At 65.8% G+C, this 22941-nt stretch carries 22 protein-coding genes and 1 riboswitch; of the genes, 14 read left to right on the forward strand and 8 right to left on the reverse strand.

The window, feature by feature from the left end; all coding sequences use genetic code 11:
• The first annotated feature begins 52 nt into the window (after positions 1 to 52).
• Positions 53 to 1165 carry a PLP-dependent cysteine synthase family protein gene (locus LFT49_RS13495; RefSeq protein WP_272910857.1) on the forward strand — a complete coding sequence of 371 codons (1113 nt, stop codon included), beginning with the start codon at positions 53 to 55 and terminating at the stop codon, positions 1163 to 1165.
• Here the strand turns inward: LFT49_RS13495 and LFT49_RS13500 are convergent.
• Positions 1162 to 1818, reverse strand: a complete 657-nt coding sequence (locus tag LFT49_RS13500; RefSeq protein WP_237428501.1) for an MBL fold metallo-hydrolase — start codon at positions 1816 to 1818, stop codon at positions 1162 to 1164. The genes LFT49_RS13495 and LFT49_RS13500 overlap by 4 nt on opposite strands.
• Positions 1819 to 1934: 116 nt before the next feature.
• Between LFT49_RS13500 and LFT49_RS13505 the strand changes: the two genes are divergently transcribed.
• Positions 1935 to 2396, forward strand: a complete 462-nt coding sequence (locus LFT49_RS13505; protein WP_236798820.1) for a Fur family transcriptional regulator — start codon at positions 1935 to 1937, stop codon at positions 2394 to 2396.
• Here the strand turns inward: LFT49_RS13505 and LFT49_RS13510 are convergent.
• The 5 genes from LFT49_RS13510 to LFT49_RS13530 all read right to left on the reverse strand — a co-directional run bounded on the left by LFT49_RS13510 (position 2374) and on the right by LFT49_RS13530 (position 7598).
• Positions 2374 to 3258, reverse strand: coding sequence for a metal ABC transporter permease (locus tag LFT49_RS13510; protein WP_236798821.1), 885 nt, complete (start codon positions 3256 to 3258; stop codon positions 2374 to 2376). The two genes, LFT49_RS13505 and LFT49_RS13510, sit on opposite strands and share 23 nt — an antisense overlap.
• A complete protein-coding gene (locus tag LFT49_RS13515; protein WP_237428502.1) occupies positions 3258 to 4073 on the reverse strand; it encodes a metal ABC transporter ATP-binding protein in 816 nt (271 codons plus the stop codon). Before LFT49_RS13515 ends, LFT49_RS13510 begins: the two co-directional genes overlap by 1 nt.
• A complete protein-coding gene (locus LFT49_RS13520) occupies positions 4074 to 5057 on the reverse strand; it encodes a metal ABC transporter solute-binding protein, Zn/Mn family (protein ID WP_237428503.1) in 984 nt (327 codons plus the stop codon).
• Between the two features lie 136 nt (positions 5058 to 5193).
• Complete coding sequence (locus LFT49_RS13525) at positions 5194 to 6264, reverse strand: hemolysin family protein (protein WP_236820018.1); 1071 nt, start codon at positions 6262 to 6264, stop codon at positions 5194 to 5196.
• The gene (locus LFT49_RS13530; RefSeq protein WP_237428504.1) at positions 6261 to 7598 is read right to left on the reverse strand and encodes a hemolysin family protein; all 1338 of its coding nucleotides are present in this window, start codon (positions 7596 to 7598) and stop codon (positions 6261 to 6263) included. Before LFT49_RS13530 ends, LFT49_RS13525 begins: the two co-directional genes overlap by 4 nt.
• Positions 7599 to 8154: 556 nt before the next feature.
• Between LFT49_RS13530 and LFT49_RS13535 the strand changes: the two genes are divergently transcribed.
• The 5 genes from LFT49_RS13535 to LFT49_RS22750 all read left to right on the forward strand — a co-directional run bounded on the left by LFT49_RS13535 (position 8155) and on the right by LFT49_RS22750 (position 14285).
• Entirely contained in the window at positions 8155 to 11964 is a 3810-nt protein-coding gene (locus LFT49_RS13535) for a multifunctional oxoglutarate decarboxylase/oxoglutarate dehydrogenase thiamine pyrophosphate-binding subunit/dihydrolipoyllysine-residue succinyltransferase subunit (protein WP_236820022.1), read from the forward strand.
• 156 nt (positions 11965 to 12120) lie between these two features.
• A complete protein-coding gene (locus LFT49_RS13540) occupies positions 12121 to 12720 on the forward strand; it encodes a GDSL-type esterase/lipase family protein (protein WP_236798827.1) in 600 nt (199 codons plus the stop codon).
• 81 nt (positions 12721 to 12801) lie between these two features.
• The gene (locus LFT49_RS13545; RefSeq protein ID WP_237428505.1) at positions 12802 to 13632 is read left to right on the forward strand and encodes a DUF4097 family beta strand repeat-containing protein; all 831 of its coding nucleotides are present in this window, start codon (positions 12802 to 12804) and stop codon (positions 13630 to 13632) included.
• Complete coding sequence (locus LFT49_RS13550) at positions 13632 to 14093, forward strand: PadR family transcriptional regulator (protein WP_236820026.1); 462 nt, start codon at positions 13632 to 13634, stop codon at positions 14091 to 14093. Before LFT49_RS13545 ends, LFT49_RS13550 begins: the two co-directional genes overlap by 1 nt.
• Before the next feature lie 117 nt (positions 14094 to 14210).
• Entirely contained in the window at positions 14211 to 14285 is a 75-nt protein-coding gene (locus LFT49_RS22750) for a 50S ribosomal protein bL37 (RefSeq protein WP_369299106.1), read from the forward strand.
• Between the two features lie 103 nt (positions 14286 to 14388).
• Here the strand turns inward: LFT49_RS22750 and rsrA are convergent, their stop codons facing one another.
• Positions 14389 to 14649 (reverse strand): mycothiol system anti-sigma-R factor, encoded by a 261-nt coding sequence (gene rsrA / locus LFT49_RS13555; protein ID WP_236798840.1) that lies wholly within the window; start codon positions 14647 to 14649, stop codon positions 14389 to 14391.
• On the reverse strand, positions 14646 to 15503 hold the full coding sequence (locus tag LFT49_RS13560) for a sigma-70 family RNA polymerase sigma factor (protein WP_373462123.1): 858 nt from the start codon (positions 15501 to 15503) through the stop codon (positions 14646 to 14648). The genes rsrA and LFT49_RS13560 overlap by 4 nt, the downstream gene beginning before the upstream one ends.
• 195 nt (positions 15504 to 15698) lie before the next feature.
• Between LFT49_RS13560 and LFT49_RS13565 the strand changes: the two genes are divergently transcribed.
• The 7 genes from LFT49_RS13565 to LFT49_RS13595 all read left to right on the forward strand — a co-directional run bounded on the left by LFT49_RS13565 (position 15699) and on the right by LFT49_RS13595 (position 22939).
• On the forward strand, positions 15699 to 16244 hold the full coding sequence (locus tag LFT49_RS13565) for a DoxX family protein (RefSeq protein WP_236798841.1): 546 nt from the start codon (positions 15699 to 15701) through the stop codon (positions 16242 to 16244).
• Positions 16245 to 16250: 6 nt separating this feature from the next.
• Positions 16251 to 17639: a 3-phosphoshikimate 1-carboxyvinyltransferase gene (gene aroA, locus LFT49_RS13570; protein ID WP_237428506.1), complete on the forward strand. Its 1389-nt coding sequence runs from the start codon at positions 16251 to 16253 to the stop codon at positions 17637 to 17639.
• A complete protein-coding gene (gene rsgA, locus LFT49_RS13575; protein WP_236798843.1) occupies positions 17623 to 18738 on the forward strand; it encodes a ribosome small subunit-dependent GTPase A in 1116 nt (371 codons plus the stop codon). The genes aroA and rsgA overlap by 17 nt, the downstream gene beginning before the upstream one ends.
• A 45-nt stretch (positions 18739 to 18783) precedes the next feature.
• Positions 18784 to 19596 carry a histidinol-phosphatase gene (gene hisN, locus LFT49_RS13580; protein WP_236798844.1) on the forward strand — a complete coding sequence of 271 codons (813 nt, stop codon included), beginning with the start codon at positions 18784 to 18786 and terminating at the stop codon, positions 19594 to 19596.
• Positions 19597 to 19747: 151 nt separating this feature from the next.
• Positions 19748 to 19861: riboswitch (SAM riboswitch) on the forward strand.
• 37 nt (positions 19862 to 19898) lie between these two features.
• Entirely contained in the window at positions 19899 to 21314 is a 1416-nt protein-coding gene (locus LFT49_RS13585; protein WP_237428507.1) for an aminotransferase class V-fold PLP-dependent enzyme, read from the forward strand.
• Positions 21315 to 21417: 103 nt separating this feature from the next.
• A complete protein-coding gene (locus LFT49_RS13590) occupies positions 21418 to 22176 on the forward strand; it encodes a class I SAM-dependent methyltransferase (RefSeq protein WP_236798846.1) in 759 nt (252 codons plus the stop codon).
• 49 nt (positions 22177 to 22225) lie between these two features.
• Positions 22226 to 22939 (forward strand): metal-dependent transcriptional regulator, encoded by a 714-nt coding sequence (locus tag LFT49_RS13595; protein WP_236798847.1) that lies wholly within the window; start codon positions 22226 to 22228, stop codon positions 22937 to 22939.
• Positions 22940 to 22941 lie beyond the last annotated feature (2 nt).

The following is a 22941-nucleotide window of genomic DNA, read 5'->3' on the forward strand; positions in this document are numbered from 1 at the left end:
AACGGGTCCCACTCTAGACGGACGGCTCCCGAACCGCGGGTACGCTGGATTAGTGACGATCGAGGGCAGCACCGGCAGGAGCAGCGGCGCAAGGGACCGGGAGTGGGCGGACCAGGCCATCCGCACCATCAAAGCGGAGAACAACCGCTCCGCGGATACACACCTTTATGCAGTACCGCTCCCGGAGCACTGGGGCATCCAGCTGTACCTCAAGGACGAGTCGACACACCGTTCCGGCAGCCTCAAGCACCGCCTGGCAAGGTCCCTCTTCCTGTTCGGGCTGGTCAATGGCTGGATCCGGCAGGACACCACCATCGTCGAGGCTTCCAGCGGCAGCACTGCGGTATCGGAAGCGTATTTTGCCCAGCTGCTGGGACTTCCCTTCATCGCCGTCATGGCCCGCACCACCAGCCAGGAAAAGATCGCCCTGATTGAGCAATTCGGCGGCTCCTGCCTCCTGGTGGAGAACGCCCCGGACGTGTATGCCGTGGCAGAAGACGTAGCCGCCACCTGCAACGGGCATTACATGGACCAATTCACCTACGCAGAGCGGGCCACGGACTGGCGCGGGAATAACAACATCGCCGAATCCATCTTCGGCCAGCTCAGCCTTGAGCCGCACCCCGTCCCCGACTGGGTAGTGGTGGGCGCCGGCACGGGCGGGACCAGCGCCACCATCGGCCGGTACCTGCGCTACCACTCATATCCCACCAAGCTGCTGGTGGTGGACCCCGAAAACTCCGCGTTCTACCCCGGCTGGCTGGGTGAGGCAGATGGACAGCCCGCCAGCGTTCCCTCGCGGATCGAAGGAATTGGGCGGACCCGGATGGAGCCGAGCTTCATCCCCACGGTTATAGACAGGATGGTCCGGGTGCCGGATGCGGCGTCGGTTGCCGCGATGCGCCACCTGCACCATTACGCGGGCCTGCATGCCGGCCCGTCTACGGGCACCAACCTCTGGGGCGTCTGGGAAACAGTCGCGCAGCTTCTGTCCGAAGGCCGGCGGGGCAGCGTCGTTTCGTTGATGTGCGACGGCGGCGACCGCTATGCGGGCACGCACTGGAACCAGGAGTGGCTGGCTTCCCAGGGGCTGGATCCGGCACCCTACGAAGCGGCAATCGCGCGCTTCCTGGACACCGGGGAGTGGACCGGGGCGGTGGCCTAGACTTCCACGGACTCGCGCGGGGCCAGGTGCCGGTATTCCGTGCCGTACTTGGCGCCAATCCGCTTCACGTGCCCTTCGACGATGCCCAGGCCGTTCTCATTGAGCAGCCCGTCGTGGATCTGGAACGCCCGCGGCGCCCGCACGCCGATCACGAAGTCCACCACCTCCGCGGACTTGCTCCACGGTGCGTGCAACGGGACCAGGAGGGTCTGGACGTCGATGCCGTCCGGGATGATGAACGAGTCGCCCGGGTGGTACACGTTGCCGTCCACCAGGAAGCCGATGTTCGCCACCAAGGGAATTTGGGGGTGGATGAGGGCGTGCTGTCCCCCGAAGCTGCGGATGTCAAAGCCGGCAGCCTGGAACGACGCCCCCGGTTCCACGGTGTGGATCCGGTCCGCTGCCTCCGGGGCTTCCCCGCGCAGCTGGCCGGCGACGCCCGCTGGGGCAAACAGCGCCAGGTCTTTATCCTTTTCCAGGGCTTCCACCACGGCCTTGGTGTCAAGGTGGTCTGCGTGTTCGTGCGTCACCAGGACGGCCTGGGCCCCCGCCAGCGCTTCTGCCGATTCGGAAAAGGTGCCCGGATCGAGGACCAGGACCCTGCCTTCCTTCTCAAGACGGACACAGGCATGGGTGTACTTGGTCAGCTTCATAGCGCCAGCCTAGGTTCCGTTCCTGAAGGCTGTCCACGAACCCTGCCGGCGAAATCCGGCTGCCAGGCACCGACTGGTAATCTTGATGTCTGCCCCCCACGGAAGAGAGTTCGTCCATGCCGATCGGCGTCAAGGCTGATTCCGCCGCCCCATCCCCGGCAGGAGGCGGCAAGGAACAGCGCGTCACCAAACAGCGGAAGGCCGTCAGCGCGGCCCTGGACGATCTCGATGACTTTGTCAGCACGCAGGAGCTTTACCGGATCCTGCAGAACCAGGGCGTCTCCGTTTCGCTCGCCACTGCCTACCGGATCCTGCAGTCACTGGCCGACGAAGGCCTGGTGGACGTGCTGCGCAACGGCGACGGCGAGGCGGTGTACCGGCGCTGCGCCGTGACCGGCCACCACCATCACCTGCTGTGCAGGAATTGCGGAAAGGCAGTGGAGGTGGAAGCACCCGCGGTGGAAACGTGGGCGGTGCGCATGGCGGCCGAACACGGGTTCACCGAGGTGGACCACACCGTGGAAATTTTCGGCCTTTGCCCCGACTGCACCGCCCTTAAGGCTGCCGGGAAACTGTAAGGACCCGGCCGTTGATCCCCCGGGCGTCGCGCACGGAACCGATGATGCGGCACACCACATAAATCAGGAACGACAACGTGGTGACGTAGGGGCTGATCGGGATCCGTCCCCCCAGGGCCAGCAGGATGCCGCCCACGGTTGCCGTCACGGCGAAGACCACGCTCAGGACCACCACCGCTGCCGGCGACGACGTTACGCGCAGCGCCGCGGCTGCGGGCGTTATCAGCAGGGCAAGCACCAGCAGGGCCCCCACCACCTGGATGGACAGGGCCACGCTGACGCCCAGCACAATCATGAACACGATTCCCAGCGTTCGGACGGGCACTCCCCTGGCCTCGGCGAGCTCCGGGTCAACGCTGGCGAAGTTCAGCGGACGCCACACGGCCACCAGCACAAGCACAACCACGACGGCGGTCCCCGCCAGGGCCTGCAGCTGGACGGTGTCCACGGAGACGATCTGGCCGGTCAGCAGGCCGAACTTGTTTGCCGCACGGCCCTGGTACAGGGAAAGGAACAGGATGCCAAGTCCCAGGCCGAAGGGCATGATGACGCCGATGATGGAGTTCTTATCCCTGGCCCGGACCCCCATCAGGCCCAGCAGCAGGGCGGCCGCCACCGAGCCTATGAGCGAGCCAAACACCACGTCCGCCCCAACCAGCAGGGCAAAGGCGGCACCTGCGAAGGAAAGTTCGGAGATGCCGTGGACCGCGAAGGCAAGGTCCCGTTTCATGACGAATGTTCCCACCAGCCCGCCGAGGAGGCCCAGGATGGCGCCTGCCCAGATTGAGTTCTGGACCAGGACCAGCAGTTCGCCATAGTTGTCGAAGTTGAAGATGGCGCCCAGGATGCTGTCGGCGTCCATCAGGCCACCTCCCCTGCCAGCGCGTCCGCCTCGTGGTGGTGATGCGTGGTGGCATCCGGCAGGCCGACGACGACGATCCTGCCGTTGGCATGGATGACCTCCACGTGGCTGCCGTAGAGGTCTGAGAGCACTTCGGTGGTCATGACCTCTTCCGGCGCCCCCACGCGGAAGCGTCCCCCCGCCAGGTACAGGACCCGGTCCACGTAGTCGATGATCGGGTTGATTTCATGGGTCACGAAGACGACGGCGGTGTCGTGTTCCCGGCTCTGTTGGTGGATCAGGGCGCTGACGGCCTGCTGGTGGTGGAGGTCAAGGGACAGCAGCGGTTCGTCGCAGAGCAGCACCTTTGGGTCCGTGGCCAGTGCCTGCGCCACCCGGAGCCGCTGCTGCTCTCCGCCTGAGAGCTGGCCAACCGGGACTTTGGCGTAGTCGGAGGCTCCCACCAGTTCCAGCAACTGGTCCACCCTGCGGTTGGTCTTGCGGGCTGAAAGCCGGATCCCAAACTTGTGGCCGTCCACGCCGAGGGCCACCAAATCGCGGGCGCGCATGGGGGTGTCCGGCGCGAACGACTTCTGCTGGGGAATGTAGCCGATCAGGCTGCTGCCCCCTTCCACCGGGCGGCCGCCCAAGGTTGCCTGTCCGGACTGCAGCTTCTGCAGGCCCAGCAGGACCTTGAGGAAACTTGTCTTGCCGCTGCCGTTGGGGCCCAGCACGGCGAAAAACTCCCCGGGCCTGATGTCCAGGTCCAGGTCCTCCCAAAGGGTGCGCTGACCGAACGCGAGGCACGCCCCTTTGAGGCTTACGACGGATTTCACCTAGTTTGTCTCCAGAACCTTGCTGATGTTGTTCACATTGTCCGTCATCCACTGCAGGTAGGTCTTGCCTTCAGGCAGGGTCTCGGTGAAGTCGACCACCGGAACACCAGCGGATTCGGCTGCCTTCTTGAGTGCCTCCGTCTGCGGGCCTTCCGTTTGGGCGTTGTAGGCCAGGAGGCGTACGGACTTCGAGCCAACCAGGTCCGTGGCCTCCTTCAGCACCGCGGGAGGAACGTCGCTGCCCTCTTCGATGGCAGCGGTGTATTGCTCAGGCGTGGCGTTGACCAGGCCGGCCTCCTCCAAAAGGTAGAGCGGGACTGGCTCCGTGACTGCTACGCGGCTGCCCGGCGTGGCCGCCTTCATGGCGTCCACCTTGGAGTGAAGCTGTGCCAGGGAGGACTTGAAGGAGTCCGCGTTGGCGGTGAAGGAGGCGGCCGAGGCCGGATCCAGCGACGCCAGCTTGCCCGCAATGGCATCGGCCACGCGCTCCATGGCCGGCAGGCTGTACCACACGTGCTCGTTCAGGCCGCCGTGGTCGTGTCCGCTGTGTGCGCCGGACTCCTCCGCGGGTGTTGCCGACGGGCCGGCCGTGGCATCCTCCGGGTGGGCAAGCCCGGAAATTTCGACGGCGGTCAGCACGCCTGCACTGTCGATCCTGCTGCCCTCCACCAAGGTATGGATGAAGTCGTCGTAGCCGCCGCCATTTTCGATGACCAGCTGGGACTTGGACACGGCCAGCCGGTCCTGGGCGGTCGCCTCGTACGAGTGCGGATCCTGCCCGGCGTTGTTGATGATCGAGGTGACCTTGACCTTGTCACCACCGATGGTCCGGGCAATGTCGCCGTAAACGTTCGTTGATGCCACGACGTTGATACCCTGCTCCGCGTCCGGGACCTGCGACGGTTGGCCGCTGCATGCACTGAGCAGGAGACCGACGCCTGTCACGGCGGCAAGGAAGGAGCTGGCAGTGGCTGTACGGCGCACGAAAAACCTCAGTTCACACAGGAAGGGAAGGCAACAGACACAAGCCTATACCCAAATGCGAATGATTCCTATTTAGGTTTCACGGAGACTGGTTGGACCGTGGCGCCCCTGCCTGCCCGAGGAGCGCCACGGTAAGTCAGCCTCCGTTCGGCTGCCCCAGTCGGCGAATGCCGGTGGCCTGGGTTGCATCCCGGATTTCACCGACAAGCTGTTCAATCACGTCCTCAAGGAAGAGGACGCCCCTTGTGTTGCCATCAGGGCCGATCACGCGGGCAAGGTGCGACCCGGTGCGCTGCATGACGGACATGGCTTTTTCGATCTCGTCACCCAGGGAAAGGTTGGCGAGCGAGCGGATGCGGCTTTCGGCAATCGGCAGTTCGTAACCTGATTCCGGAATGGACAGCACGTCCTTCACGTGGAGGTAGCCGTAAAGCATGTCCTCGTCATCCAGCATCGGGAACCTGGAGAAACCCGTACGGCTGACGGCTTTTTCGAACTCCACCGGGGTGGTGGAAGCCGGCAGCATGACGAGCTTTTCAAGCGGCACCATGATGTCCTGCGCCGTATGTTCGGAGAACTCGAGCGCGCCGGTGATGAGCCCGGCGTCGTCGTCCACCAAACCGTGGCGCGTGGACTCCTGCACGATCGACTGCACCTCCTCCAGTGTGAAGGAGGACGTCACCTCATCCTTGGGTTCCACCCGCATCAGCTTCAGGATGTGGTTGGCCGACCAGTTAAGGACTGAAATCACGGGGTGGACCAGGCGCGAGATGAACAGCAGCGGCGGAGCCAGGAACAGGGCTGCCTTGTCCGCCACGGAGACGGAGATGTTCTTGGGCACCATCTCGCCGAACGTCACGTGCAGGAACGTCACCAGCATCAGGGCCACTGCGAAGGCAGCGACATCAGCCACTTCCGACGGCAGGCCCACCGTCTCGATGGGAACAGCAAGAAGGTGGTGAATGGCCGGCTCGGCCACCAGCAGGATCAGCAGCGAGCAGACGGTGATTCCCAACTGCGCGCAGGCCAGCATCAGGGAGACATTCTCCATGGCGCGCAGGGTGGTCTGGGCCCGCTTGGACCCGGTGTCTGCCAACGGCTCAATCTGGCTGCGGCGGGCTGACATGATTGCGAATTCAGCAGCCACGAAAAAAGCGTTGCCCAGCAGGAGGAAGCACAGCCAGAGTATTCCGGCCCAGTCGCTCATGGCTTGCTCCTGTCATTGGCATCCTGCGCAGCCGCTTCTGCTGCTGCCGGGTGGAAGCAGATGCGGTCGATCCTGCGTCCGTCCATCCTGGTGACGCTCAGTGTTCCGCCGTTGACGGCCACCGTGTCGCCCACGACGGCGATCCTGCCCAGCTTGCTCATGACATAGCCGCCCACGGTTTCGTAGGCCGCTTCGTCGGGAACACTCAACCCCGGGATCTGTTCGGACAGTTCGTCGGGCCGGAGGAGCCCCGGGAAATACCAGTCGCCGGAGGCGCTTTGCAGGAGTCCCGGGCGGACCTTGTCGTGCTCGTCCGCCACCTCCCCCACGATCTCTTCCACCAGGTCCTCCAGGGTGGCGATGCCTGCGGTTCCGCCATATTCATCCAGAACCACGGCCAACTGCAGGTTTCCTTCCCGCAGTTCTGCCAGCAGCGCATCCAGGTGGATGGTCTCCGGCACGCGCAGCACCTCGGTCATGATGGCGCCGGCTTCGAGGTTTTGGCGGCGTTCCCACGGAACGGCAACAGCTTTCTTGATGTGCACCAGGCCGCGGATGTCATCGGCCGAGTCACCGATGACGGGGAACCGCGAGTACCCGGTCCTGCGTGCCGCATCCACCACATCGGACACCGGCTGGTCGGCGTCGATCGTCTCCAGCCGGATGCGCGGGGTCATCACGTCGGCTGCTGTCCGCGACGAGAAATTCAAGGTGCGGGCAATGAAGTTGGCGGTCCCGGCATCGAGCGTTCCCATAGCCGCGGACCGGCGAACCAGGGAAGCAAGCTCCGCCGGCGTCCGTGCTCCCGAAATTTCCTCTTTGGCTTCCAGCCCAAAGATGTGCAGGATCCTGTTGGAAAAGCCGTTGAGGACCAGGATGGCCGGCTTGAAGATCGCGGTGAAAACCAGCTGCGGCCCCGCCAGGGCGCGGCCCACGGGGAAGGCCAGCGCGATCGCCATGTTTTTCGGCACCAGCTCACCCAGGAGCATGGACAGCAGCGTCGCCAGGACCATCGCCAGGATGAGCGAGACGGACTCCACCGCCACGGAGGGAAGCCCGACGGCGGCCAGCGCCGCCTTAAGGAGGCGGCCTACTGACGGTTCCATGACGTAACCGGTGAGCAGTGTGGTCAAGGTGATTCCGAGCTGGCAACTGGACAACTGGGTCGACAGGGACTTGAGGCAGGTGAGCAGGGGCACTGCCCCCGTGTCGCCGTCGTCAATTGCCCGCTGGACAGTGGGCTGGTCCAGGGCGATGAGGGAGAATTCGACGGCAACAAAGAATCCGGTGCCGGCGATCAGCAGCAAGCCTGCTGCAAGGAGAAGCCACTCCATTCAGCATCCCGCCTGACGTGCGGAAAATGCCTCAAGCGTGCTCAATGGGAATGTTGGGAAGCTGTTTCGTCCCGGCGGAGGATGGTCGGCAGATACCGATGCCTGGTCCGTGCGGGTTGCGGCAAGCTGGGCCGTTGGCTGGTGATGGGCGCGTTGTCGGGGTTTGCCGGCTCTGTGGGCGGACTGCGCGGCGCTTCTCTTCATGCTCCGCTGACAGCGCCCAGGCCGGCACCTAGATTTACTGTCCATAAGAATTTCAGTCTACAGGAGCACCCCTTGCCGCAAGGCCCGGCCGGACGGCGGAAAACGCCCTGTTCCGGCGGCCGGAAGGAGGCGAAGTCCTGGCCCGGGGACCTGGCGGCGACACCGGACAGCCGCCATATTTCGGCCCCCGTCCGCCACATCATGATTTGGGTCACCCTTATTGGCAGTTAACACGGAATGCTCACTAGACTTGCAAAGGTCCGGGTTCAGAGGACAGAGACTGGTTCGAACGTAGTGCTGAAGCACCGGGGGGCCAAAGAGAAATCAAACTCATGGAAGAGGCGTATTTCAAGTGCCAGAGCAGCCAAGCCACCGTCTACCAGAGGAATTTGGCGGAAACGAGTGGCTCGTTGACGAACTGTACGAGCAGTACCAACAGGACAAGAATGCAGTGGACGCCAAGTGGTGGCCCCTGTTTGAATCCTTCGACTCGGGCAACGGTTCATCTTCCAACGGAAATTCCGCGCACGCCGTCAACCCTCCCACCCGGGAACTCCCTGTCGTAAAAACGGCTCCCGCAGCACCGGCACCGTCGCCGGCAGCTGCCCCTGCCACTCCCCCGGCCGCACCGGCAGCCGCTGCCCCTGCAGCAGCCCCCGCGCCCGTCAAGAAGGCCCCCGCAACCGAAGCGCGCGATGGCGGCAAGAAGACCGAAGCCGGCACCGGCTCGCAGCCCATCCCGGCCCAGCTGCCCAAGAACGTCAAGGCCCCCACGGCTCCCGAGGAAGACGTCGTCTCCGTCCTCCGCGGCCCGGCCAAGGCCATCGCCACCAACATGGTGACCAGCCTCCAGGTGCCCACCGCCACCAGTGTCCGCGCCATTCCCGCCAAGCTGCTCATCGACAACCGCGTGGTCATCAACTCCAACCTGGCCCGTGCCCGCGGCGGCAAGGTGTCCTTCACCCACCTCATCGGCTACGCCGTGATCCGGGCCCTGTCCCAGTTCCCGTCGATGAACGTGTACTACGACGAGGTGGACGGCAAGCCTGTCGCGGTCCAGCCGGCCCACGTCAACTTCGGCATCGCCATCGACATGCCCAAGCCCGACGGCACCCGCCTGCTCATGGTCCCGAACATCAAGAAGGCCGAGACCCTCAACTTCGCCGAGTTCTGGCACACCTACGAGGACCTCATCAAGCGCGCCCGCAACGGCAAGCTCACCGCTGAGGACCACCAGGGCACCACGGTGTCCCTGACCAACCCCGGCGGCATCGGCACCGTACACTCGGTACCGCGTCTTTCCAAGGGCCAGGCGGCCATCATCGGCGTCGGCGCCCTCGACTACCCCGCCGAGTTCCAGGGCGCCAGCGAGAAGATCATCGCCCAGAACGCCATCAGCAAGGTCCTCACCCTGACCTCGACCTACGACCACCGGGTCATCCAGGGCGCCGGCAGCGGCGAGTTCCTGAAGCTGGTCCACCAGCTCCTGCTGGGCGCGCAGAACTTCTACGACGAGATCTTCGAAGCCCTGCGCATCCCCTACGAGCCTGTCCGCTGGAGCCCCGACCTGCAGGTCGACCCCGCTGACGAGATCAACAAGGTGGCCCGGATCCAGCAGCTGATCCACTCCTTCCGCGTGCGCGGCCACCTGATGGCCGACACCGATCCGCTGGAATACGTGCAGCGCAAGCACCCGGACCTTGACGTCCTCACCTACGGCCTGACCCTCTGGGACCTGGACCGCGAATGGCCCACCGGCGGTTTCGGCGGCAAGCCGATGCTGAAGTTCCGCGACATCCTGGGCGTCTTGCGCGATGCCTACTGCCGCACCACCGGCATCGAATACATGCACATCCAGGAACCTGCCGAGCGCAAGTGGTTCCAGGACCAACTGGAGCACCCCTACTCCAAGCCCAGCCGGGAAGAGCAGCTGCGGATCGTCTCCAAGCTGAACGCTGCCGAGGCCTTTGAGACGTTCCTGCAGACCAAGTTCGTGGGCCAGAAGCGCTTCTCCCTTGAGGGCGGCGAGTCCCTGATCCCGCTGTTGGACGCGATCATGTCCGATGCAGCCGACGACGGCCTGGACGAGGTCGCCATCGGTATGGCCCACCGCGGCCGCCTCAACGTCCTGACCAACATTGCCGGCAAGACGTACGCCCAGGTCTTCCGCGAATTCGAGGGCACGCAGGACCCCCGCTCCGTCCAGGGCTCCGGCGACGTCAAGTACCACCTGGGCACCGAAGGCACGTTCACCTCGGACAACGGCAAGGAAACCAAGGTCTACCTCGCCGCCAACCCGTCGCACCTGGAAGCCGTGGACTCCGTCCTTGAGGGCATCGTCCGGGCCAAGCAGGACCGGCTGGACCAGGGCGAATCATTCCCCGTCCTGCCCATCATGGTGCACGGTGACGCAGCCTTCGCCGGTCAGGGTGTTGTGGCCGAAACCCTCAACCTGTCCCAGCTCCGCGGCTACCGCACCGGCGGCACCATCCACATCGTGGTCAACAACCAGGTGGGCTTCACCACCGCCCCGTCGTCCTCGCGTTCGTCCACGTACTCCACGGACGTTGCCAAGATGATCCAGGCACCGGTATTCCACGTGAACGGCGACGACCCCGAGGCCGTTGTCCGCATCGGCCAGCTTGCCTACGAGTTCCGGCAGCGCTTCCACAAGGACGTTGTCATCGACATGGTCTGCTACCGCCGCCGGGGCCACAACGAGGGTGACGACCCCTCGATGACCCAGCCGCTGATGTACAACCTGATCGAAGCCAAGCGCTCCGTCCGCAAGTTGTACACCGAGTCGCTCATTGGCCGCGGGGACATCACCGAGGAAGAAGCCGAGCAGCTGCTCCGCGACTACCAGGAACGGCTGGAGCGGGTCTTCGCCGAGACCCACGCCGCCCAGACCTCACCGATTCCGATCGTCACCGCGGATTCCGCCGCCGTGTCCGACATCGAACGGCCCAAGGCCCAGCAGTCCGATTCCAGCGTCAACGCGCCGGCCTCCACGGCCATCAGCGCCGAGACCCTGGCCCGGATCGGCAAGGCCCACGTCGAGATCCCCGAGGGCTTCACCGTCCACCCCAAGCTGAAGCAGCTGCTCGAAAAGCGCGAGCAGATGTCCCGCCAGGGCGGCATCGACTGGGGCTTCGGCGAGATCGCGGCCTTCGGGTCCCTGATCATGGAAGGCGTCCCCGTGCGCCTGGCCGGCCAGGACTCCCGCCGCGGAACGTTCGTCCAGCGCCATGCCGTCTTCCACGACCGCGCCAACGGCAAGGAATGGCTGCCCCTGGGCAACCTCTCTGATGACCAGGCCAAGCTGTGGATCTACGACTCCCTGCTGTCCGAATATGCGGCCATGGGCTTCGAGTACGGCTACTCCGTGGAGCGTCCGGATGCCCTGGTCCTCTGGGAGGCCCAGTTCGGTGACTTCGTCAACGGTGCACAGACCATCATCGACGAGTTCATCTCCTCCGCAGAGCAGAAGTGGGGACAGCGCTCCTCGCTGGTCCTGATGCTGCCGCACGGCTACGAAGGCCAGGGCCCGGACCACTCCTCGGCAAGGATCGAGCGCTTCCTGCAGCTGTGCGCGGAGGACAACATGATCGTGGCCAACCCAACCACGGCCGCCTCGCACTTCCACCTGCTGCGCCGGCAGGCTTACAGCCGCCCACGGAAGCCCTTGATCATCTTCACGCCGAAGCAGCTGCTGCGCCTGAAGGCCGCCGCCTCGTCGGTGGAGGACTTCACCAACGGCACGTTCCGCCCGGTGATCGGTGAGCATGAGCAGCTGCCGGCCACCGCCGTCGAGCGCGTCCTCCTGGTTTCCGGCCGCCTGTACTACGATCTCCTGTCCACCCGGCAGAAGACCGGCGACCAGACCACTGCCATCGTCCGCGTGGAGCAGCTGTACCCGCTGCCGCACCAGGAGATCGCTGCGGAACTCGCCAAGTACCCCAACGCCGAGGTGGTGTGGGCCCAGGACGAGCCTGCAAACCAGGGACCATGGCCGTTCATCGGCCTGAACCTGCCGGAGATTCTCGACCGCCGCGTCCGCCTGGTGTCCCGGCCGGCCTCTGCCTCCACGGCCGCCGGTTCCATGAAGCGCCACGCTGCGGAACAGGATGCGCTCCTGAAGCAGGCATTTGACAGGAAGTAAGCAGTAAGGCTGCCCGGCCGGACGTCGAAATACCAGACTCCGGCCGGGCAGTTCTGTTTAATGGATGGACAGCGCCGCCTTCAACCTCCGCAGCCGCGGCGGCGACGGCGGCAGATGCCGTCCGAAGTAGACCCGTACCGAAGTAAAGAGGAACGCGTGGAAGACAGGAAGCTGCGGATCGCAGCTGTAGGAGATGAACTGCTGGCCGGACTGGGCGATCCCCGGGCGCTTGGCTGGCTGGGCCGGGTCTTGGCCCGCACTCCCCAGGACGGCATGCTGCTGGAAAGCTACGCGCTCCCCTGCCCCCAGGAAGGCACTGAGGGGCTGGCGGCGCGGTGGCTGGATGAAGCAGGCCGCCGCTTCAGCGCCCAAGCGGAGAATCGGCTCGTCATAGGCCTGTCCGGACGCGATATCGAGTTTGGCCTGTCCACGGCACGGAGCAGGCTGAACCTGGCCAACATCCTGGACTCGGCTTCCCAGAACCGGATCGAGGTTTTCGTGGTGGGACCGCCCCCCACTCTCGATCCGGCCCAGAACCGGCGCCTTGACGAGCTGAACACCGCCTTCGCGGATGTCACGACCCGCCGCAAGCACCTCTACGTCGACACCTTCTCACCCCTCCTGAACCACGAACAGTGGCGCCAGGACCTGGCCGCCAACGGCGGCACACCCGGTCAGGCCGGATATGGCCTCATGGCATGGCTGGTTCTGCACCGCGGCTGGTTCCAGTGGCTGGGCCTGGAAGCACCGCAGTAGGCTTCGAGATATATCTTGACCCGGTCCGCCGGCGGCGATAAGTTGTAGTGGCAACGCGATATATCGTCTTTTGGAGGGACCGTGGCTGAGGAAACCTGGACTGTCGAGAGCCCGCAGACCATCGTCGTAGGAGACGTGGCGTCCCTGAAGCTGGGGATGGTCCGCGGCAGCTTCCGCGTCGTGGCGCATGCCGAACCTGTGGTCCGGATTGAGGTGTCCGAGGTCCACGGCGACCCCGTCGCCGTCTCCCTCCGTGGCGGCAGGCTGGAGGTCCGGCACCAGCTGCACGGCGCGCAGGGGTGGTTCAAGAACCTCATGGAGACGGTCAATCACAACAGCGGGAATTCCGCCGTCATCACCGTTGCCGTTCCTGGCGGCACAGAGGTCGAAGCGGGAACTGTCAGCGGCGACGGCCTGGTCTCCGGCACCTCCGCCCACGTCCGCCTCAACACCGTCTCCGGCACGGTGGCAGCAGAGGGCACGTCCGGCGAACTCCAGGTCAACACCATCAGCGGAAACGTGGCTGTCCGGGACCACCGCGGCGTACTCACCGCCAAAAGCGTCTCCGGTGAGGTTACTGCGTCCGGCCACTTCACCAATGTGCGCACCAACACGGTCAGCGGCCACCTCAGCTTCGACCTGCTCGATTTCACCCGGGATTTCGGCTCCAACTCGGTTTCCGGGGACCTCACCATCCGCCTGCCCCATGACGTAGGCGTGGACATTGTGGCCAAGTCGGCCGGCGGTGCGGTGGTTCTGGACGGACAGCAGTGCCTCCTGGCCAACGGCAAGGTGGAGACCATCGCCGGGCCGGATGGCCAATTGATGCTGGTGCGGACCAACTCGGTGTCGGGCAAGACCTCCATCTTCCACGCTCCGGCATCCGTTGACGGCGGCGAAACGGAACGCTGATGCCGCCCGTCTTCGCACACGGTGCGTTGCGCCTCTACCTCCTGGCCCTGCTCGAGAGCGGGCCCAAACACGGATACCAACTCATCAAGGCGCTCCGGGACCGGTTTGGCGGGACCTATGCACCCAGCGCCGGGACCATCTACCCGAGGCTGGGCAAGCTCGAGGAGGACGGCCTGGTGTCCACTGAGCAGGCCGGGCGCCGCACCAACTACCACATCACCCCCGCGGGCCTCGCAGAGCTGGACCGGCGCCGGGATGACCTGGCGGGCGTGGAGAACGGCATTGCAGCCTCGGTGCAACGGCGTGACGTGGAGTTGATGCTGCAGCATTTCGGTGACGACCTCCGTGCAGAACTGCGCCGGTACGCCCTGCGCGAGCCCATAGGCCCGGTGACCCTGGAAACTGTCCGTACTGTCCTGGAAGACGCCCGGGCAGCCATCCGCAGCACCCTGCGGCATTAGGGCATGACCTGCAGGCACTGCCGCAGGTCATTCGCCGTTTCCCGGTTCGCGGGGCGCCACATCATGTGGGAGACTGGAGGGCAGCTCTTTTGAGTACCAACAGTAAGGAGGCCAGCTATGAGCAAGCGTGCACGCAAGCGTCGTGACCGTAAGCGTGGCGGCGCGAACCACGGGAAGCGCCCCAACACCTAGGCAAATGCCAGGAACACGGTTCAAGCGAAGGACCCCGCAAGCCATTCGGCTTACGGGGTCCTTTGCTGTCTGCGGCCCTGATCCGGAGGCCGGCGCTTTATGCCTATGCCTCCACGGGACGGATCGCGTGGATCCTGTCCAGGATGGCGTTCTTCAGGTTATCCGGAGCGGACTCCTTGCACGAGCGCTTGACCATGTTGCGGATGACGCACTCGAGGTCGTACTGCTGGGTGCACTCAGGGCACTCATCCAGGTGGTTCTTGATCTCGGTCAAGTCCTCGCGGGTCAGCGCCCCGTCAAGGTATTCGTAGATGCGTTGCATCCGGGTGTCGTCGCAGTCGCCCAATCCCTGGCAATCGCTCATTTCCTGTTCTCCTGTGCTTTGCTTCCTGCCGCTTCCGACGTATCCACGGCTGTTTTGAATCCCCGCTCGGCGGCGTATTCCGCGAGCATGTCCCGCAACATTCGCCGGCCGCGGTGGAGCCGGGACATCACGGTGCCGATGGGCGTGTTCATGATGTCTGAGATTTCCTTGTAGGCGAAGCCCTCCACGTCAGCGAAATAGACCGCCAGGCGGAATTCCTCAGGGATATCCTGCAGCGCCCGCTTTACGTCCGAGTCCGGGAGGTGGTCCAATGCCTCGGCCTCGGCGGACCGCAGTCCGCTCGAGGTGTGCGACTCCGCCCGCGCCAGCTGCCAGTCCTCAATGCTGTCCGAGTTGGACTGCAAGGGCTCACGCTGCCGCTTGCGGTACAGGTTGATGTACGTGTTGGTGAGGATCCGGTACAGCCACGCCTTCAGGTTGGTTCCCGGCTTGTACTGGTGGAACGCCGAGAAGGCCTTGGTGTAGGCCTCCTGGACCAGGTCCTCCGCGTCCGACGGGTTCCGTGCCATGCGCATCGCAGCCGAATACAGCTGGTCCACGTACTGCATGGCGTCCCGCTCGAAGCGAAGGCGGCGCTGCTCCATGGTCTCCGCGGAGACATCCAGTTCGGTACTGTCATTTGCGTCGGCGTCGGCGGCCCGGGAACCAGGACCATCCTGACCGGACGGGAGGGGCGCGGCTCCCGCCTTGCCGTTCACTTCGGCGGGGGTGGCCTCATACATGGCCGCGGCGGCCGGATCCAAGGTGCTCATTGCCTTCAAGTCTACTGTCCGGCTTCCCGCCCGGGGCATGCCGTACTCCAGCGGCTCCGCGGCAAGAGTATCCAATGCCACCGGCCCCGCCGGTCTGGTTTCGTCCAACACCTTCCCCAAGGCCCAACTCCGCTCTGTATCGGGTGAATGATCGCCTGGGTCCCTGTCACGGACCCGACATCGATAACCGCCCTCAGCGGGCAAATATTCCCCAAAAGTGCAAGACTAGGACCGACTCCGCCGCTTGCCGCGGCTCGTCCATCCAGGAGGAAATTCATGTCCTTTGTCCGCACGCTCGCCCGGCCCATGCTTGCCTCCAGTTTCGTTCTTGCCGGACTGGATAAGCTCAAGAACTCCGACGACACCGCCCAGCAGCTCTCGCCGCTCCTGCGTAAGGCGGCGGCTTCGCTCCCCTTCCAGGCGAGCGAGAAGACGCTGGCGCGCGTCATCGGCGGAACCCAGGTGGGAGCGGGCGTCCTGTTCGGCCTTGGCAAGTTCTCCAGGCTTTCAGCCGGCCTCCTGACGGTGATTTCGCTGCTTAACACCTTTGTTGAGTGGCGTAGTGCGGATATCAGCAGCAAGGAAGGGCGGGAAAACCGCCGGAACCAGCTGCTCAAGAACCTCTCGCTGAGCGGCGGCGCGCTGCTGGCCTCGGTGGACACAGCGGGCAAGCCGGGCCTGGCCTGGCGTGCCGAACACCTGGCCGCCGATGCCCGCAGGAATGCCTCGCACCTTGCTGCCGACGCGCGCCGGACCACCACCAAGAAGCTGAACAAGGCGGACAAAGCCGTACGCCGCGCCGTACACGCCACGGGAGCATAAGCACGAATGACCGCAACAGCTGCCACCCGGGACGGGTCCGGAACACCTGTCGAGCACTGGGCCGCACCCTTTGCGTCCCGGCCCGTCGATGCCACCGTGACGGTTCCGGGATCAAAGTCCCTGACCAACAGGTACTTGGTCCTGGCCGCCTTGGCGGACGGCCCGTCCCGGCTGCGCGCACCCCTGCACTCCAGGGATTCGGCACTGATGGTCGATGCGCTCCGGCAGCTGGGCGCCACTATCACGGAAGTGCCGGGGGACGGCGACTTTGGCCCTGACCTGGAAGTGGTTCAGCTGCCGGCAGCGGCTGAGGCGTCCCCGACCAGGATCGACTGCGGGCTGGCGGGCACGGTCATGCGGTTCGTTCCACCGCTGGCGGCGCTCCGCAACGGAACCAGCGTCTTCGACGGCGACCCGCACGCCCGGAAGCGCCCCATGGGAACCATCATCGAGGCGCTTAAGGCCCTCGGTGTGGCCGTTGCCTCCGAAGACGGCTCCGCTCCGTCGTCGCTCCCGTTCGTGGTGGAAGGCAAGGGCGCGGTGCGGGGCGGCCATCTGGTGATCGACGCCAGCGCGTCGTCCCAGTTCGTCTCCGCCCTCCTCCTGGTGGGGGCGAGGTTCGACGAGGGCCTGCACCTGGAGCACGTGGGAAAGCCGGTGCCGAGCCTGGACCACATCAACATGACCGTGGCTGTCCTGCGCGGCGCCGGCGTGTCCGTGGACGACTCCGTTCCCAACCACTGGGTGGTGGCACCCGGGCCAATCCGTGCCTTCGACCAGCGGATCGAACAGGACCTTTCCAACGCCGGACCGTTCCTGGCGGCCGCCCTGGCCTCGAAGGGAACAGTTCGGATTCCCAACTGGCCGGCGGATACCCAGCAGGTGGGAGACCTGTGGCGCGAGATTCTCGTGAAAATGGGCGCACACGTCACCCTGTCCGACGGCGTCCTGACTGTCACCGGCGGCCCGGAGATCAAGGGCGGCGACTTCGCGGACACCAGCGAGCTTGCCCCCACCGTCGCAGCCCTGTGCGCGCTGGCCACGGGCCCATCCCGGCTCACCGGGATCGCCCACCTGCGCGGACACGAGACGGACAGGCTCGCTGCATTGGTGGCGGAAATCAACCGGCTCGGCGGGGACGCAGAGGAAACCAGCGACGGCCTGGTGATCCGGCCCGCCGCGCTGCACGCCGGCGTCGTCCGCAGCTACGCGGACCATCGAATGGCCACCGCAGGCGCCATCCTGGGCCTGGCAGTGGAGGGCGTACAGGTGGAGGACATCGCCACCACCGCCAAAACCATGCCCGATTTCCCCCAGCTGTGGACAGGCATGCTGGCCCAGGACGCCGCTGCGGCATCCGGACCGGAGGAGCCCAGCGGTGGCACGGCGCACTGACTCCTGGGACGAGTCCGACGTCCGTATCAGGCCCAACAAGAAGGGCTCCAGGCCCCGCACCAAGGACCGTCCCAGCCACGACGATGCGGTCACCGGACGGATCATCACGGTGGACCGGGGGCGGTACACCGCAGTCGTGGGTGAGGACTCGAACAACGAACGCGTGGTCATTGCGGCACGCGCCCGCGAACTTCGCCGCTCGCCGGTGGTTGCCGGCGACTTCGTCTCGCTCGTGGGGGACGTCTCCGGGGCACCGGACACGCTGGCGCGCCTGGTGAAGATCCAGGACCGCAAAACGCTCCTGCGGCGCAGCGCCGACGACACGGATCCAATCGAACGTGCCGTGGTGGCCAACGCGGACCAGCTGGTGATCGTGGTGGCGGCCGCCAATCCGGAGCCGCGGACCGGATTCATCGACCGTGCCTTGGTGGCTGCGTACGACGCCGGTATCGAGCCGATCCTGCTGGTCACCAAGGCCGACGTCAAGGATCCAGCGGAACTGCTGTCCAACTACACCCACCTGGATTTCCCGGTGATCATCAGCCGAACCGCTGACGCCCAGGCCTCCGGGATCGACGCGCGCTCCGACGACGGCCTCTCGGCCCGGCTGGACAGCACCGCGGTGGCAGCCCTCCGCGCCCACCTGGGCGGCAAGGTCACCGTCATGCTCGGGCACTCAGGCGTGGGCAAGTCCACCATGGTGAACGCGCTTACTGGGGCCGAGCGGGCCACCGGCGGAGTGAACGCCGTGACGGGACGGGGCCGGCACACGTCGTCCTCTGCCCTGGCGCTGCGCCTCGCGGACGCTCCGGCCGGCAGCTGGATCATTGATACTCCGGGCATCCGGTCCTTCGGCCTCGCCCACGTGGACCCCGACCGGATCCTGCGCTCCTTCCCCGACCTCTCCCCCGGCATCGAGAACTGCGAACGGGGCTGCAAGCACACGGCAATTGCAGTGAACTGCGGCCTCGACGACTGGGTGGCGGGCGGACACGCAGGTCCCACCGGTCCCGCCCGGTTGGCGTCGCTGCGGCGGCTGCTCGGCACGGATCCAAGGTTGGAAGCACAGGAAACCAAGGAGCTCGGCAGCGTCAACTGACGCGTTCTCCCCGGCAGAAGCGTGCGCAGACTGTAGTTTGGAACCATGATCCAACCCGCTTCGAGCTACAACGATGACCTGCGCCTGGCACATGTCCTGGCCGACTCCGTGGATGACCAGACCATGAGCCGCTTCAAGGCCCTGGACCTCCACGTCGAGACCAAGCCGGACCTGACGCCGGTCACCGATGCGGACAAGGCCGCCGAAGAAGCCATCCGCGGCCAGCTCTCGCGTTCCCGCCCCCGGGACGCGGTCCTGGGCGAGGAGTTCGGCAGCACGGGACACGGGTCGCGGCGCTGGATCATCGACCCCATTGACGGGACCAAGAACTTCGTCCGCGGCGTTCCGGTCTGGGCTACCCTTATCGCCCTCGTCGACGAGGGCGAGCCGGTGGTGGGCGTGGTCAGCGCCCCGGCCCTGGGCAAGCGCTGGTGGGCGGCGAAGGGTATGGGCGCATACATGGGCAGGTCCCTGGCAGCTGCCACCCGGCTCCGCGTCTCCAACGTCTCGACACTATCGGACGCCTCCCTCTCTTACTCCAGCCTCACGGGCTGGAAGGAACGGGGAAACCTTGACGAGTTCCTGGGCCTCACCGAGGACGTGTGGCGGACCCGTGCCTTTGGCGATTTCTGGTCGTACTGCATGGTGGCGGAGGGCTCCGTGGACATCGCCTGCGAACCGGAACTGAACCTCTACGACATGGCCGCCCTTGTGCCGATCGTCGTGGAGGCCGGCGGCCGTTTCACGTCGCTGGAAGGCGAGGACGGCCCCTTCGGCGGGAACGCGCTGGCCACCAACTCGATCCTGCACTCAGAGGTATTGCACCGCCTGAACCCTTATTTGGACGATTTGCTGTAACGGTTGGCTTTTCCCCGAAAAAACGAATAAAGCAGCGGCGGACACCTCCCGATGGGGGTGTCCGCCGCCGTTTATTCGAATCGCGTAACAAACCGCTTAACAATCGCTGCGGGTTCAGTCCTGTCAGCCGCATGTCCTACGCTTTTATCCAGGTCACGAGTGCCAGCGCTAAACCCCGGTTTGCTGGCCGGCAACCCTCCATTCGCGGTGGGGTGCCCCGGGTGACGACCAGGCCGGTCCGGAGCGGATGCGGCAAGCGCGGATTCCACTATGCCGGAGTCCTGTATTCAAGTGAGGTCTCTGTGACAACTGCCACCGTCTCCCCCCAGCCCGTCAGCACCGAAGCGGCAGTTGCTGAACGGCATGCCGTTGCCGGCCGGCCCCTCGCGGCAGTCACCGGAGCCGAGATCCAGGCGCCGCTGATCACCGGCGGCCACGTGCGGTACGCAAACCTGGATTACGGCGCCTCGGCCCCTGCACTCTCCGTGGTGTCCGCCTACCTGAACGAAATCCTGCCCTACTACGCCAGCGTCCACCGGGGGGCAGGATACGCCTCCCAGATCAGCACCTCTGTCTACGAGAACGCGCGCACCATCGTCCGCGATTTCGTCGGCGGACGCCCGGACGACTCGGTCATTTTCACCCGCAACACCACCGACTCGCTGAACCTCCTGGCAGGTTGCCTCCCGGTCACCCATGGCCGCCCTGACGGCGATGTCCTCTACCTGGACATCGAACACCACGCGAACCTGCTGCCGTGGCAGGGCGTGCCGCACCGCAGCATCGTGGCCGCGGAGACGATCACCGGCACCCTCGACGCCGTCCGCGCGGAGCTGGAGCAGGGCGGGGTCAGCCTGCTGGCCGTCACCGGCGCTTCAAACGTCACCGGCGAGATCCTTCCCATCCGCGCCCTGGCCGCGCTGGCCCACCAGCACGGCGCACGGATCGTGGTGGATGCGGCCCAGCTGGCACCGCACCGCCGGGTGGACATCAGCACGGATGACATCGACTACATCGCGTTTTCCGGCCACAAGCTTTACGCACCGTTCGGCGCCGGCGTCCTGGTGGGACGGCCTGACTGGCTGGACGCGGGCGTCCCGCACCTTGCCGGCGGCGGCGCGGTCAAGGAAGCAAGGCTCGACGGCGTCAGCTGGGCCAGCGGCCCGGCCCGCCATGAGGGGGGCTCGCCGAACGTCCTCGGAGCCGCCACGCTGGCCCGCGCCACCCAGGTCATTGCTGAGCTCGACCAGGACCGGTGGCACGCCCACAAAGCCGCGATCCGCTCCTTCCTGGTGGAGGGCCTGCAGGACATCGACGGCGTTACCGTGCACCAGATCTTCAAGGACAGCAACCCGGAAACGGACACCATCGGCGTGGTTAACTTCTCCGTGGAGGGCTACGACGCGGGGCTGGTGGCCGCCTATCTCGCCGCCGAGCACGGCGTGGGCCTGCGCGATGGACGCTTCTGCGCCCATCCCCTGCTGAAGCGCCTTGGCCTGCCGTCCGGTTCGCTCCGCGCAAGTTTTGGCGTCGGCTCACGGCTGGAGGATGCCGAACGCCTCCTCGCCGGTATCCGTGCGCTGCGCAGCAACGGGCTGGGGTGGGACTACGTGGTGGACGCCGGGCGCTGGGTCCCCGCCAACGACTTCCGCACCTACCCGCACTGGGCGCCCAACACGCCGGGAACGGCCGGCGCGGCCCCCTGCATCGACGACTGAGCAGCTGCAGCAAAGAGGGTGCCCCTTGGGGCACCAGCCGGTGACCGTCCGTGCGGTACATTCGAGAGACGTCCACATCGGCAGCACACGAAGGAGGCCACGCTTGGTTCGGGGTGGCCCCAGGCTCGATCACGGGCGGCGCCGGGAGCTTGGCCAGAGCTTCCAGGACGGCGGCGGGCACTACCACCGCGTCCGCCCCGGATATCCGGAAGACTCGGTCCGCTGGCTGGTGCCCACCAGCGCCCATGAGGCACTGGACGTCGGCGCGGGTACCGGAAAGTTCACCTCCTTGCTGCTGGACCTGGGCCTGGACGTCACCGCCGTCGACCCCTCCGCGGACATGCTCGCCCAGCTGAAGACCCACTGCCCGGGCGCCGCAGCTGTGGTGGGCTCCGCCGAGGTGACCGGCCTTCCCACCGCCAGCTTCGACGTCGTAACCGTTGCCCAGGCGTGGCACTGGTGCGACCCGCTGGCCGCAAGTACCGAACTCGCCCGGGTGCTGCGCCCGCATGGAACCCTGGGCCTGGTATGGAACCAGCTGGACACCTCCGTGCCCTGGGTACACCGCCTTTCCCGGATCATGCACGCAGGTGACGTGTACCGGCCTGGCCACAAACCCGTCGTGGGGCCTGAATTCCAAGGTCTCGAGGGACACGTCAGCCACTGGCAGGACACTGTGACGACCACGGACCTGATGGAGCTCACCAAGTCACGCAGCTACTACCTGCGCGCCAACGAGGCAACGAGGGCCAAGGTCTTGGCCAACCTGGACTGGTACCTGCACGAGCACCTTGCCTACGCCCCGGACCAGCAGATCCACCTTCCCTACCTCACGCTCGCCTGGCGCGCGGTCAAGGCATGACCAGTGCAGCGGACTCTGCCGCCGCGGCCCAACCGGTAGGCTTGAACCTGTGAAGACCAGCGCGCCCTCCTCCTCGATCGAGGACTACGTCAAGGTCATCTATTCGTTCACGGAATGGCAGGACAAGCCCATCACGTCCTCGCAGCTGGCACAGCGGCTGGGCGTGGCCAATTCCTCGGTTTCGGAGATGGTCCGCAAGCTCAAGGACCAGGGCCTGGTGGACCATAAGCCGTACAGCGCCGTCACCCTCACCGAGGCCGGCCTGCGGCTGGCCCTGGCCATGGTCCGCCGCCACCGGCTGATCGAGACCTACCTTGTCCAGCGCCTTGGCTACAGCTGGGACGAGGTCCACGATGAAGCTGAACAGCTGGAGCACGCGGTCTCGGACACGTTCATTGAACGCGTCGCGGCGAAGCTCGGGGACCCTAAGCGGGACCCGCACGGCGACCCCATCCCCACCGCCGACGGCCAGGTACTGATGCCGCGCGCCCACCTGCTCGCCGAACTGGACGAAGGCCACAGCGGCCGGATCACCCGGATCAGCGATGACAACCCAGAGCTGCTGCGGTACCTCGCCGCCCAGGACATTGACCTCGATGCCGAGGTGGAGGTGGTGGGACGGCGCCCGTTTGGCGGCCCCATGGTGGTGCGGATCGGCAGTTCGGGCACGCCCCGGGACTACGACCTGGCCGATGAAATCGCCTCAGCGCTGTGGGTCTCCAGCGACACCCCGCACCCTGGCTGCGTCCTGGGCGGATCCTGACG

Source organism: Arthrobacter sp. FW306-06-A (assembly GCF_021870055.1).
Lineage (GTDB): Bacteria > Actinomycetota > Actinomycetes > Actinomycetales > Micrococcaceae > Arthrobacter.

Coding starts and splice junctions, on each gene's coding strand:
- LFT49_RS13500 (WP_237428501.1), bottom strand. CDS start 1,818: ATGAAGCTGACCAAGTACACCCATGCCTGTGTCCGTCTTGAGAAGGAA.
- LFT49_RS13505 (WP_236798820.1), top strand. CDS start 1,935: ATGCCGATCGGCGTCAAGGCTGATTCCGCCGCCCCATCCCCGGCAGGA.
- LFT49_RS13510 (WP_236798821.1), bottom strand. CDS start 3,258: ATGGACGCCGACAGCATCCTGGGCGCCATCTTCAACTTCGACAACTAT.
- LFT49_RS13525 (WP_236820018.1), bottom strand. CDS start 6,264: ATGAGCGACTGGGCCGGAATACTCTGGCTGTGCTTCCTCCTGCTGGGC.
- LFT49_RS13530 (WP_237428504.1), bottom strand. CDS start 7,598: ATGGAGTGGCTTCTCCTTGCAGCAGGCTTGCTGCTGATCGCCGGCACC.
- LFT49_RS13550 (WP_236820026.1), top strand. CDS start 13,632: ATGCCGCCCGTCTTCGCACACGGTGCGTTGCGCCTCTACCTCCTGGCC.
- rsrA (WP_236798840.1), bottom strand. CDS start 14,649: ATGAGCGATTGCCAGGGATTGGGCGACTGCGACGACACCCGGATGCAA.
- LFT49_RS13565 (WP_236798841.1), top strand. CDS start 15,699: ATGTCCTTTGTCCGCACGCTCGCCCGGCCCATGCTTGCCTCCAGTTTC.
- aroA (WP_237428506.1), top strand. CDS start 16,251: ATGACCGCAACAGCTGCCACCCGGGACGGGTCCGGAACACCTGTCGAG.
- hisN (WP_236798844.1), top strand. CDS start 18,784: ATGATCCAACCCGCTTCGAGCTACAACGATGACCTGCGCCTGGCACAT.